General features: G+C 49.1%; 13 protein-coding genes and 1 riboswitch. Of the genes, 10 read left to right on the top strand and 3 right to left on the bottom strand.

The features are described from left to right. Positions 1-87: 87 nt before the first annotated feature. The 7 genes from AC3WT9_RS19445 to AC3WT9_RS19475 all read left to right on the top strand — a co-directional run bounded on the left by AC3WT9_RS19445 (position 88) and on the right by AC3WT9_RS19475 (position 7,208). On the top strand, positions 88-432 hold the full coding sequence (locus AC3WT9_RS19445; protein ID WP_341096098.1) for a thioredoxin family protein: 345 nt from the start codon (positions 88-90) through the stop codon (positions 430-432). A gap of 136 nt (positions 433-568) precedes the next feature. Continuing rightward, on the top strand, positions 569-1,501 hold the full coding sequence (locus AC3WT9_RS19450; protein ID WP_341096096.1) for a COX15/CtaA family protein: 933 nt from the start codon (positions 569-571) through the stop codon (positions 1,499-1,501). Between the two features lie 99 nt (positions 1,502-1,600). Next, positions 1,601-3,385 carry a UbiD family decarboxylase gene (locus AC3WT9_RS19455; RefSeq protein WP_492407800.1) on the top strand — a complete coding sequence of 595 codons (1,785 nt, stop codon included), beginning with the start codon at positions 1,601-1,603 and terminating at the stop codon, positions 3,383-3,385. Between the two features lie 135 nt (positions 3,386-3,520). Further along, a complete protein-coding gene (locus tag AC3WT9_RS19460) occupies positions 3,521-4,261 on the top strand; it encodes a Cthe_2314 family HEPN domain-containing protein (RefSeq protein WP_341379731.1) in 741 nt (246 codons plus the stop codon). Positions 4,262-4,350: 89 nt separating this feature from the next. Beyond that, positions 4,351-4,493, top strand: a riboswitch (SAM riboswitch). 99 nt (positions 4,494-4,592) lie between these two features. After that, a complete protein-coding gene (locus AC3WT9_RS19465; RefSeq protein WP_341096090.1) occupies positions 4,593-5,609 on the top strand; it encodes a methionine ABC transporter ATP-binding protein in 1,017 nt (338 codons plus the stop codon). A gap of 38 nt (positions 5,610-5,647) precedes the next feature. Beyond that, positions 5,648-6,277, top strand: a complete 630-nt coding sequence (locus AC3WT9_RS19470; RefSeq protein ID WP_445935398.1) for a methionine ABC transporter permease — start codon at positions 5,648-5,650, stop codon at positions 6,275-6,277. 52 nt (positions 6,278-6,329) lie between these two features. Next, complete coding sequence (locus AC3WT9_RS19475) at positions 6,330-7,208, top strand: MetQ/NlpA family ABC transporter substrate-binding protein (RefSeq protein WP_341096085.1); 879 nt, start codon at positions 6,330-6,332, stop codon at positions 7,206-7,208. 224 nt (positions 7,209-7,432) lie between these two features. Here the strand turns inward: AC3WT9_RS19475 and AC3WT9_RS19480 are convergent, their stop codons facing one another. After that, complete coding sequence (locus AC3WT9_RS19480; RefSeq protein ID WP_038596139.1) at positions 7,433-7,681, bottom strand: NifU family protein; 249 nt, start codon at positions 7,679-7,681, stop codon at positions 7,433-7,435. Between the two features lie 82 nt (positions 7,682-7,763). Here AC3WT9_RS19480 and AC3WT9_RS19485 point away from each other — a divergent pair, with 82 nt between their 5' ends. Further along, positions 7,764-8,018 carry a YuzB family protein gene (locus AC3WT9_RS19485; protein ID WP_341096083.1) on the top strand — a complete coding sequence of 85 codons (255 nt, stop codon included), beginning with the start codon at positions 7,764-7,766 and terminating at the stop codon, positions 8,016-8,018. A 35-nt stretch (positions 8,019-8,053) separates the two neighbouring features. Here AC3WT9_RS19485 and AC3WT9_RS19490 read toward each other — a convergent pair whose 3' ends face one another. Then, entirely contained in the window at positions 8,054-9,115 is a 1,062-nt protein-coding gene (locus tag AC3WT9_RS19490) for an NAD(P)/FAD-dependent oxidoreductase (RefSeq protein ID WP_341096082.1), read from the bottom strand. A gap of 83 nt (positions 9,116-9,198) precedes the next feature. Further along, a complete protein-coding gene (mqnE, locus tag AC3WT9_RS19495) occupies positions 9,199-10,305 on the bottom strand; it encodes an aminofutalosine synthase MqnE (RefSeq protein WP_492407801.1) in 1,107 nt (368 codons plus the stop codon). A gap of 352 nt (positions 10,306-10,657) precedes the next feature. Between mqnE and AC3WT9_RS19500 the strand changes: the two genes are divergently transcribed. Both AC3WT9_RS19500 and AC3WT9_RS19505 read left to right on the top strand, forming a co-directional pair. Continuing rightward, positions 10,658-11,017, top strand: a complete 360-nt coding sequence (locus tag AC3WT9_RS19500; RefSeq protein ID WP_038596130.1) for a HesB/IscA family protein — start codon at positions 10,658-10,660, stop codon at positions 11,015-11,017. A 174-nt stretch (positions 11,018-11,191) separates the two neighbouring features. Beyond that, on the top strand, positions 11,192-11,728 hold the full coding sequence (locus tag AC3WT9_RS19505; RefSeq protein ID WP_341379728.1) for a GNAT family N-acetyltransferase: 537 nt from the start codon (positions 11,192-11,194) through the stop codon (positions 11,726-11,728). Positions 11,729-11,977 lie beyond the last annotated feature (249 nt).

An 11,977-nucleotide genomic window follows, 5' to 3' on the forward strand; every position in this document is an offset into this window, starting at 1 on the left:
TTCGTCTATTTTATTTGACTTCCTGAGCACATTTTGCTTCACTTAAAGGGTAACCGACTCAATGATGAAGAAAGGATTGGATAATCCATGGATAAAATTTCTTCCCCTGCGGAATTTCAGGTAGCGATTCAATCACCGCGCTTGAGCGTAGCTATATTCAAGGCGGATTGGTGCTCCGATTGCAAGTTTATTGATCCTTTTATGCCTGAAGTGGAGCAGAAATACGATGGACGTCTTACGCTTGTAGAGGTGGATGTTGATGCGGTAGGCGATGTCAGCCAGGAACAGAACATTCTTGGAATTCCCAGCTTTGTCGCTTACACCGACGGGCGTGAGCTTGTAAGATTCGTTAATAAGCTGCGCAAATCCCGTGAGGAAATTGAGAGTTTTCTGAATACGGCGCTTGAGGTTTATCTGAGTATTCACAAGTAATGATGTTTGCACACCGCTTTCGCCTTGATAGAGCAGAAGCGGTGTTTTTTTTAAAATAAAAGAATTTATATACTTCATGCTATAAATTATCCTTATATTATCCAGTTCATTCCTATGAAAAAAGCGGGTGATCCTATTGACGACAAATCAATTGAAAACGCTTAGCTATATCACTTGTCTCACAATGTTTTTCGCCTTGCTTGGAGGCGCTGTGGTCACGAAGACGGGATCGGGACTGGAGTGCGGACATGATTGGCCGCTCTGCCACGGAAAGCTGATTCCAGCCTATACCGTGGGATCAATGATCGAGTACACCCACCGCTTGTTCAGTGGGTTGGCGGGTTTGATGTCGTTAATATCGGTGTTTGCCTTTTGGCGTTATGCCCGCAGACAGAAGGAACTGCTCGTTTATGCTGGGCTGACACTTTTTTTTGTAGTGGTACAGGGTGGAATGGGAGCGCTTGCGGTCATGCAAGCGCAGTCTGCTGCGGTGATGGCCCTGCATATGGGCTTCTCTTTAATTGCTTTCGCCAGCTCACTCATGCTCGCGCTGGGGACGAAGAGGCGGCATGAATCTAGAGCCGTAGAGGAAGCTTACGGTCAAGGGGTAAGCCGGGGGTTCCGCAACTTAACGTGGTTTACGGCGTTATATTCATATATTGTCGTTTATATCGGAGCTTATGTTAGCCACACAGATTCACAGGGAGGCTGCTCCGGCTGGCCGCTCTGCAATGGGGAATGGATTCCCGAGCTGTCTGGTGGTGTAGGCATTGTGTTTGTACACCGGGTTGCGGCGGCGCTGCTGTTTGTTCTGATTGCACTGCTTGGACATTTAGCCTATTGGAAACACAGAGCATGGCCTGAGCTGAGGGCTCTGGGCGTTGTCGCGGTTGTGCTCTGCCTGCTGCAGGTACTCAGCGGTGCGGCTGTGGTGCATACGCTGTATAACGAACAATTGTACATATTTGCTGCGCTGGCCCATATTTTGCTGATTGCTGGACTGTTCGGAGTCTTGTGCTACATGAGTGTGCGTGTAGGGCAGCTGAGCAGAAAGAATAAATCAAACTAAATGCAGGGGAAATGTTCGTCTGTCCTGTATCGTTAGTTCTCAGTAGAGACTGCCAATCAGACTTTGGGCACTCAGCCAGGTTTGAGGAGGAACAATAAAGTGGGATACGATAATTTGCGTCAATGGATCGAGCAGTTGAGAAAGGATAAGGATCTCGCTGTGATTGATACTCCGGTGGACCCCTATCTTGAACTGGCGGAGATTCATCGGCGTGTGGTTCGGGAAGAAGGGCCGGCATTGCTCTTTACCCATGTAAAAGGAACACCTTTTCCGGTCGCGACAAATTTATTCGGGACGGTCCGCAGGGTAAACCAGGCATTTGGGACCCGGCCCGAACAGCTGATGAAGTCGCTGACGGGGGCGGTGGAAACTTTGCTGCCGCCCACCCCCTCGGCGATATGGAAAGAAAAAGGGCTGCTGTATGATCTGCTCAAGGTCGGCGTCAAAGATGTGCCGCAGGGTGAAGCGCCTGTGCTGGGCATATGCCGCAGTACCGACCCGCTGCAGGAGTTGCCCAGAGTGACAAGCTGGCACGAGGATGGCGGGCCGCTGATTACCCTTCCGTTAGTATATACCGAGAGTATTACCAATCCGTTGAACCGTAACCTTGGAATGTACCGTGTGCAAATTTATGATGATAATACAACAGGTGTCCATTGGCAAATCCATAAAGGCGGCGGTTTTCATCACCGTGAGGCTGAACTGCTCGGCGAGGCGCTGCCAGTCTCCGTATTTCTCGGCGGCCCGCCGGCGCTGATTGCCTCAGCCATTGCTCCCCTGCCGGAGCGGCTGCCTGAACTGCTGCTGGCTTCGCTGATGCTTGGCCGCCGGCTGCCCATGGTTAAGGATCCCATGGGCGGACACCGAATTCCCGCTGAATCCGAATTTGCCATCCGCGGTCTTGTAACGCCGCTGGAGCGTCGCCCGGAGGGACCTTTCGGAGATCCCTACGGATATTATTCCCGGCAGCATGATTTCCCTGTCCTGCATGTTCAGCGGATGTGGCATCGCAAGGATGCGATTTATCCGGCAACGATTGCCGGCAAACCCCGCCAGGAGGACTATTATTTGAAGGATTTTCTTCAGCGACTCCTGTCCCCGGCCTATCCGCTGCTGATGCCGTCAGTCAAGGCGCTGTGGTCTTATACCGAAGCCGGCTCGCATTCGCTGGCAGCCGCCGTTGTACGCGAAAGCTATTCGCGCGAAGCTCTGGCATCGGCTTTTCGCATTCTGGGAGAAGGCCAGCTGTCTTTGACCAAATTTCTTCTGCTGACGAATGAGCCGGTGGATCTTTGCGATTTCCCCAAGCTGCTGGAGACGGTACTGGAGCGTTTCGATCCGAAAACTGATCTGGTTGTGCTGAATAATACGGCTCAAGATACCTCTGATTATACTGGACAGCAGCTGAATCGCGGCAGTAAAGGCATAATGATGGGAACCGGATCCCTGGTTCGGGTTCTTCCCCGTATCTATAATGAGGGAGTGCTTCCCGGAATTACCGGCGTTGTTCCTTATTGCGGAGGATGTTTAACAGTATCGGGTGCATCCTATATAGACGACCCTGAGCTTCCGCTGAGACTGATCGCCGAACTGCGCCAGAACGAAACGGAATGGCCGCTCGTCATCCTGGTGGATCACGCCGCTGAAACCGCTCAGACGCAAACCTCCTTTCTGTGGACTGTGTTCACCCGGTTTAATCCGGCGAGCGATATTTACGCAGAATCCGAGGTTAACCGCCATCACATTGGCTATAAGCTGCCGATTGTTATCGACGCCCGCATGAAGCCCGATTATCCGGATGAGCTGGAACCATGCGGGGATATTGTGAAGGTGGTCGACCAAAACTGGAGGAACTATTTCCCGATGCTCACAAAACTAAGTTAATGCTTCCGATGTTAGTTTTGTACGAAGAAGAATCAGGAAGAATTGCTCACATAACTAAGCGAATGCTTCCGAAGCGAGTTTTGTACGAAGTAGATTCAGGATGTAATGCTTACAAAACTTTAAGGAGGACAAAACATGCTGCGGATATTACTGGGAGAACCGCCGCGCGAGAACGGCGGTGTACTGGCTGAAGCCATGGACAACATGGCGAAGCTTGCAGCGATGCTGCGCAAGGAGATGAACGCGTATGAGGACCACGACCATGAATACCGCAAGCTGGAGATATGGACGCGCGGGCTGATTTCCTCCCTGGACGAGTTGGAGCAAAGCTGGTTCGCGGCAGCCTTTTACAGGAAATTGGTTGTTGCCGGTTATATGGATGATATGACGGTGATCGAGCAGGGCGATTATGCCCGGTACGTTTATTTTTATAAAAACGGCTTTATTCGTGTCTTCTCACTGCTGGACAAGCTTGGAACTGTATTGAACAGTTTGTATAATCTCAACACGACCAAGGTCAAAGCCCATTTCTCGTATTTCACCGTACTGCGGCAATTTCAATTGCTCAAAGCGCATGCGCCGCTGGCGGAAGAACTGGAGAATATCAAGAACTCTTACCGGGAGCCGCTGCAGAATCTGCGTAAACGCCGCAACGCCGAAATTCATTATATGAATGCGGAAATGCAGGATGATCTCTGGCAAAGACATCAAGGGCTGCATGACAAAATTCAGCTTGAAGATTTGGACAGTCATCTGGAGGATTTAAAGCAGTGCCTTGAGATGGTGTGCAAATCTTTAAGGGCTTCGTTCCGTTACAGCAATGAGCAGTGGCGTAAAAACGCGGCAGCCTTGAAAGCAAGAGACGGCTCTAAGTAAAACTTTCCCTTTGACAAAAAACCTGAAACTTACTATACTTAGGCATGCATTCGTTTCTCACAGAGAACGGCAACTAATTTCATATCATAATCTTATCGAGAGCGGCGGAGGGATAGGCCCGATGAAGCCCGGCAACCGATTTGTGTAATACGCGTCAACCCGCGTTTTAGATGAATGTCATGGTGCTAATTCCTACAATACCGCGTGGTTTGCGGTCTTTGGCAGATGAGAAGGCATTGTTAATATACGCACAGGGCCTCTTGCGATCTGCAATCGATCGTAAGAGGTCTTTTTGATGTTATAGAAAGAAATAAAGAGAGGGGGACATCAATTGATAGAGCTAAAAGGTTTAACCAAGGTCTACGGAAAAGGCAGCAAGGCCGCTACAGCGCTCTGGGATCTGAACCTGTCCATCAAAAAAGGTGAGGTTTTTGGAGTAATCGGTCATTCCGGAGCGGGAAAAAGCACCCTAATCCGCTGCATTAACCTGCTGGAGCGTCCGACAGAGGGTGAGGTATGGGTGAACGGTGTGGATCTGACGGCGCTGAATCAGAGGCAATTGCAGGAGCAGCGGCGCAAAATCGGAATGATTTTTCAGCATTTCAATCTGCTCACTTCGGCTACAGTATACGATAATATCGCTTTTCCGCTGCGGCTGATGGGCACTCCGGGAAAAGAAATTGACCATAAAGTGAAGGAACTGATAACACTGGTTGGTCTCGAACAACATCTGAACAAATATCCTGCCCAGCTGTCCGGTGGACAGAAGCAGCGGGTGGGCGTGGCCCGTGCCTTGGCTAGTGATCCCGATGTGCTGCTATGCGACGAAGCGACCTCAGCGCTGGATCCGCAGACAACAGATTCCATTCTGCGTTTGCTGCTCGATATCAACAAGCGATTTAATCTGACCATTGTGCTGATTACGCATGAAATGCATGTTATACAGAGCATCTGTGACCGGGTCGCAGTCATTCATGGCGGCGGTATTATCGAGCAGGGGAATGTTGCAGAGGTATTCCTAAAGCCCAAGCATGAAGTAACCAAGGAATTTATCCGTAGTGAAACTCAGCAGGACGGGCCTCTTCGGGCGGCCATTGATGCGGTGAACGGTGAATTCGGCAAGGCCGTCAAGATTACCTTTTTGGGACAAAAAACGTACGAGTCTACCTTGTCCCATGTGGCCCGCGATACCGGAGTCAACTTTGCGATTTTGCAGGGGACAATCTCCACAATTAAAGATGTGCCTTACGGCCAGCTGATTGTCCGTTTTGAAGGGTCTCCTGAAGCGGTTGAAGCCACAATCGCCGAGTTAACGGCGCAGGGGCTTGATGTGGAGGTGATTTCATAGTGGGCGGATTGAATTTTAATACGATTAATTGGGAAGAAATGCTTGATGCAACAGTGGCTACACTAAAAATGTTGGCATTTTCCGGAATATTCACAATTATTCTTGGTTTACCACTCGGAATTGTGTTATATTTATGGGGAAGATCAAATAACATTGTTATCAGGGTTATTTACTCGGCATTATCGCTGCTTGTAAACATCCTGCGTTCCGTTCCATTTCTTATTCTAATGGTAGCATTGATTCCTTTCAGCAAGTCAATTATGGGGACTTCGATAGGCGTGCTCGGTACAATTCCGGCGCTGGTCATCGGTGCGGCTCCGTTTTTTGCCAGGCTGGTAGAGACAGCACTGCGTGAGGTTGACCGGGGCGTGATTGAAGCAGCACAAGGAATGGGAGCTTCCACAGGGCAGATCGTTATGCGTGTACTTTTGCCCGAGGCTCGTCCAGGCTTGCTTGCCGGAGTGACCATCACTCTCGTTACGCTCGTTTCCTATACCGCGATGTCGGGTATGATCGGCGGCGGCGGTCTTGGTGACCTGGCAATCCGCTACGGTTATTACCGGTATGAGAAAGAAGTTATGATTATCTCCGTAGTGCTGATGGTTATACTAGTTCAGCTGCTGCAAATGGCCGGAGACCGGCTGGTCAAATTTTTTACCCGGAAATAAGGTACGTCCATATATAGCCTTATTCATACACTTAATAAAGGGGGATTTACAGATGAAGAAAGTACTGCTCACATTTTTCAGTTTGACCTTGGTATTGGTGCTGGCTGCTTGCGGCAACAATAACAATACCAATAACGTGGCTAATTCCGCCGCAACGAATGCACCAGTAACAGATGCTTCTGCAGAGCCAACGACCGAACCAGCTGCAGAACCTGTAACCCTCGTGGTCGGCGCATCTCCTGTGCCGCATGCTGAAATTCTCAAGGCTATCGCTCCGCTGCTTGAAGCACAAGGCATCAAGCTGGAAATCAAAGAATTTACAGACTATATCCTGCCGAACACACAGCTTGCGGAAAAGGCACTGGATGCGAACTTCTTCCAGCACAAGCCTTACCTTGATGACCAGAACAAAAAGAACGGCTCGGAACTGGTATCGGTAACTGCTGTTCACGTTGAACCTTTCGGCGCTTATTCCAAAAAAATCAAATCGATTGATGAACTGGCTGACGGCGCGAAAGTAGCCATTCCGAACGATGCCACCAACGGTGGACGCGCACTGATCCTGCTGGCCAAAAACGGTCTGATCACCTTGAAAGACGACACTAATATTACTTCCACCAAAGCGGATATTACCGAAAACAAAAAGAAACTTGAGATCATTGAATTGGATGCAGCAATGCTGCCACGCCAGCTTGATGAAGTGGATATTGCTCTGATCAACACCAACTTTGCACTTGAAGCGGGCCTTGTTCCAACCAAAGATGCATTGTTCATTGAAGGAGCAGATTCCCCTTACGCCAACCTGCTGGTATCCCGTCCTGATAACAAGGATTCCGATGCTATCCAGAAACTGGCTGCAGCTTTGAACTCTGCGGAAGCTAAAGCATTTATCGAAGAGAAATACGAAGGTGCGATTATCCCTGCATTTTAAGCTAGTGCCTTAGCCGACTTAACAGATTACAACGAAAACCCCCGCATGCCAGAAAAAGGCATGCGGGGGTTTTTAGCACTCCGGTTGTTGCGAAATGTGAAATCCTCTATAATATATATAACAAGTGGAAACGATAATTTATAGTGTAAAGCCTATAAGTTCTTATACTTCAAAAAAATCCCGGGTCTTCTTCTCAGAAGATCCGGGATCGGTATCAAACGGGATTAGAATACTTGAACAACTTCTTCTACGCCTTCTACTTCTTCAAGGAGGGCGCGTTCGATCCCGGCTTTCAACGTGATCGTGGAGCTGGGGCAACTGCCGCAGGCACCCATAAGCTTCAACTTAACAATGCCGTCTTCAACATCGATCAGTTCGACGTCACCGCCATCGCGCTGCAGGAACGGACGAAGTTTATCGAGCACTTCCAGTACTTCATCATACATGGTGGTGCTTTGTACATTCTCACTCATTTCTCAATCACTCCTTTCGTAAGTTCATTATAGTACAAAAAGTTAAAAAATAAAATGGTTAGTGCAGAATAGGGAGAGCATCATGAGACCAATTATTGAATTTTGTGCCAGTAATATTGGCCATGGCACGGAACCGCTGAAACAAAAGCTGGAACAAAATCCGGAATACGATGTAATTGAATACGGTTGTCTGAACAACTGCGGCGAGTGCTACCTGCAGCCATTCGCCATGGTTGACGGCGAAATTATTGAAGCAGCTTCTCCGGAGGAACTGGAAGCAGCTATCGAGGCCGCAATTAAGGAACAGGAAGCATGGGACAATCTGGAACTGGACTAGCCAAAGGCTAGTCCTATCCTTGGCCTACCCTTAACTTAACCCAAAGGCCGTTTGGACATCCAAAGTACGCCGCTTTTCAGCAGACGGGGGACACGTCCCATGACGGAGCGGCGGCCCATCAGCCCGAAACCGGCATGTTTGCCCAGGGAACCAAGCGTTCCCTTCAGCTTGATCGCATGGAGCTTCGGCGTTTCGCCGCGCCACAGCGCCTGAAGGATATGTGCTACCTGTTCCCCTTGCGCTCCGGCTGCCTGGGCACTTGGAGCGAATGGAAGGCTGGCGCAGTCGCCGAGCACGTACACTTCCGGATAATCCGCTATATTGTAATATTGGTCCAGCATGATCCGGCCACTCCGGTCTTTCGCTACTTCGAGCTGCTGGACTACCCGGACCGGCTGAATTCCGGCGGTCCATACAGTAACATCAGCAGGAATAGCCTGGGTGCCATTGTAGATGGCATCCTTTTCTACATGAGATACGGAAATTTTGCCTAGCGTCTCGACATGGTGTTCGCTGAACCATTCTTCCACATACTTGGACAGCTTCGCCGGAAAAGCCGACAGCACCCGTTCCCCGCGATCCAGTATAGAAATATTCAGGTCAGGACGGCTTTCACGCAGCTCTGCAGCAATTTCCACTCCGCTTAATCCCCCGCCTACAATATTAACTGTTCCATAAGGCTTCACATCATTCAGCCGCCGATACGTTTCCCGCGTTCCCGAGAAGCTCTGGATACTGCAGGTATATTGCTCTGCTCCTTGAATGCCATGATAATTATCTGTACAGCCGAGAGCGATCGCCAGGATATCATAGGAAACCGGCTCACCGGTCTCCATGAATATCATTCTGCTCTCCAGATCAATGGAGCCTACCTCACCATATCGGACGGTCAGACGCGGATGCACGGGAAATTGGATGCGTAAATGGTAATCGTTCACCGTCCCTGCAGCAAGCGCATAATACTCCGTCTTGATTCCCTGATAAGGCATCCGGTCGATTAGGACGATCTCCATATCATGAGGGAGATGGTTGTTGAGCAGTTCTTGGATAAGGGCAAGGCCGCCGTAGCCGCCGCCCAGGACGAGTAGTGTTCTCATGCAGACCGATCTTCCTTTCGAGTCGTGCTCAAATATGGTTTTTGCAGCAGCGAAGGATAATTCCGGCTAACTCAGTTATTTAATTATTCGTAAACCTTAATTTCATTGTAGAAGGTATCCCGTTCAACCGGAATCCGTCCGGCGCCTTTTACGAGCCAGATCAATTCTTCGCGTGTCAGACCTTCGGGCGTTAAAGCACCCGCGGCGTGACTGATCCGTTCTTTTAAGATCGTGCCATGCACGTCGGAAGCTCCAAAGCTTAAGGCAACTTGAGTGAGCTGCGCGCCAATATTAATGAAGTAAGCTTTAATATGGTCAATATTATCCAGCATCAAACGGCTGATCGCAATCGTCTTAAGATCCTCGTACGCGGAGTTGCGGCGCATAATCCCGGCGTTTTTGTTCTTGGGCTGCATGGACAGCGGGATAAATACCATAAATCCATTCGTCTCATCCTGCAGCTCGCGGATTTGCAGCATATGGCGGATGCGGTCCTCATGCGATTCGATGGAGCCATAGAGCATAGTGGTGTGCGTCTTCATGCCCATCTGATGGGCAACCCGGTGCACTTCCAGATACTCTTCGACGTTTGCTTTATCAACACGCATTTTTTTACGGTATTGGTCAGAGAGAATTTCAGCTCCGCCTCCGGTAAGTGATTGGAGTCCGGCTGCGCGCAGCTGCTCCAGCACTTCACGGATGCTGAGTCCGCTGATCCGGGTGAAGAAATCAATTTCCGCCGCAGTATAGGCTTTTAAGGTAACTTCAGGAAACCGCTCATGCAGAGCTTTCAGCGAATCAACGTAATATTGGAAGGGCACCTTATCATTATGGCCGCCGACAATATGGAATTCGCGTACGCCGGGATGAATATGCTGTTCGACATATTGCACCATTTCCTGACCGGAAAGCGTATAAGCGCCTTCTTCTCCGTCATCCTTGCGGAAATTGCAGAATGCACAGTGGGATTCGCAAACATTGGTGAAATAAAGACTCATGTTTTCGATAAAATATACCTTGTTTCCATTCTTGCGCTGGTTGACCTCATTAGCCAGCTGGCCGATCGTTAGCAAATCGTTGCTCTCATATAAATAAACGCCGTCTTCCAAATTTAATCGTTCTCCGCCGCGAACCTGTTCGATAATGTTCGCCATTCTGGCGTCTGTGTGGGGGGTGATAAGAGTAGACATATGATTTCCTCCTGAAGGTTTGGCGAGGTGAATACACCCGCAGAATCGTAACCGAAAATTACTAAAACACACGTTGTCCAGCGTAAAAAATGGAGGCTTTGATGGCCTCCGTGACAATTTTCCGAATTTTTACGTATATTGCTTCCCCTATTATAAACCTCTCTCCAAGGGTGAGCAACCGCTGAGACTTGAAGTATAGAGCGGATAAATCGTATCCAAGGCAGCAGATATGACTTGAGGGCATGGGAAGAGTGGGGTATACTTAATTTAATATAGAAAATTACTTTTGGCCGGAAGGCTGTCATAGCATAAGAAGCAGATAGGCTAACCAAACTTTCAGGAGGTTGAGATCATGATTACAATTAGTGAAACAGCGGCAGAACAACTCAAGACAATGCTGGCTGAGCAGGAGCTTCCCAACATGTTCCTTCGCCTTGGCGTAACACCGGGGGGCTGCAGCGGGTTCTCCTACGCTATGGGCTTTGACGATAACGAGAGCGAGCAGGATGTCTACCTGGATGTCGCTGATCTCAAGGTAGTTGTAAGTAAAGACGACATCCGTTATCTCAACGGTCTGGAAATCGACTTCGAAGAATCCGGCATGACCGGCGGGTTCACCATTAATAACCCGAATGCCACCGCCACCTGCGGCTGCGGTTCCTCCTTCCGAACGAAGGACGATGCCGGCAAGCCTGCAGCTGAGCCTTGCTGAATGGGAAGAGTCGTTTAGTGTCAAAGATACAACCCTTCATGACATACAAAATAAGACTTCAAGGTTAATCGCCTTGGAGTCTTTTTGTATTTCCAATATTTGGTGTGCCTGATATACTGGAGCATAAATGAACCATACGGCACATTACTATTCTTATTAAGGAAGTGATTTGAATTGATCATTGAAACGCAGCGGCTGATCATCCGGGAATTTACAAGTGAGGATTGTGCAGCAGTTCACGGCTACGCATCGGACCCAAGGGTAGTAAAGCATATGATGTGGGGGCCCAACACCGAAGAGGAAACAATAAACTATCTTCATTTAACAATCAGCCAGCAGCATCAGGAGCCGCGTAAAGCTTTTGAATTTGCAGTGGTTCTGAAAGAGACCCATCAGCTGATTGGCGGCTGCGGAATTCATACGCCTGAGCAGGGCCAGGGAGAGATAGGTTATTGCTTTAATTCCCGGTATTGGGGGCAGGGGTTTGCGGCGGAAGCTGCTTGTGCTCTAATATCTTTCGGCTTCCGGCAGCTTGCTCTTCACAGAATATATGCGACCTGCCGTCCGGAGAATACAGGCTCTGCCAAAGTACTGCAAAAGGCCGGAATGAGGTACGAGGGGCATTTGAGAGGACATAAGTGGTACAAGGGAAGTTGGCATGATTCTTACCAGTATTCCATTCTGGAGGAAGAGTACGTATCAAGCAAATAATTACATATAAGAACAGGAGCGGCCACATGGAGCGATGGGAATACAGAACAATTAAATTTAAGACCGGCGGATTTTGGGGCGGCAGAGTTGATAATTCGGAATTCCAGGGGGGCTTCCAGAGATATTATTGTTGTCTTTAAGAGAAAGCTGATAGGGTCGTAAAGTACGGGAATAGGCATGAACCCTGCTATTTGTGGTAAAAATCAAGAAATCCGAAGATAACAGCGGCCGGAAGTCCAAATATTCATC

It is taken from the genome of Paenibacillus sp. EB106-06-01-XG199 (assembly GCF_058791575.1).

Excerpts from the sequence above, each read along its gene's own strand:
- AC3WT9_RS19480 (WP_038596139.1), bottom strand. The coding sequence starts at position 7,681 with ATGAGTGAGAATGTACAAAGCACCACCATGTATGATGAAGTACTGGAA.
- AC3WT9_RS19475 (WP_341096085.1), top strand. The coding sequence starts at position 6,330 with ATGAAGAAAGTACTGCTCACATTTTTCAGTTTGACCTTGGTATTGGTG.
- mqnE (WP_492407801.1), bottom strand. The coding sequence starts at position 10,305 with ATGTCTACTCTTATCACCCCCCACACAGACGCCAGAATGGCGAACATT.
- AC3WT9_RS19445 (WP_341096098.1), top strand. The coding sequence starts at position 88 with ATGGATAAAATTTCTTCCCCTGCGGAATTTCAGGTAGCGATTCAATCA.
- AC3WT9_RS19460 (WP_341379731.1), top strand. The coding sequence starts at position 3,521 with ATGCTGCGGATATTACTGGGAGAACCGCCGCGCGAGAACGGCGGTGTA.
- AC3WT9_RS19485 (WP_341096083.1), top strand. The coding sequence starts at position 7,764 with ATGAGACCAATTATTGAATTTTGTGCCAGTAATATTGGCCATGGCACG.
- AC3WT9_RS19500 (WP_038596130.1), top strand. The coding sequence starts at position 10,658 with ATGATTACAATTAGTGAAACAGCGGCAGAACAACTCAAGACAATGCTG.
- AC3WT9_RS19470 (WP_445935398.1), top strand. The coding sequence starts at position 5,648 with ATGCTTGATGCAACAGTGGCTACACTAAAAATGTTGGCATTTTCCGGA.
- AC3WT9_RS19490 (WP_341096082.1), bottom strand. The coding sequence starts at position 9,115 with ATGAGAACACTACTCGTCCTGGGCGGCGGCTACGGCGGCCTTGCCCTT.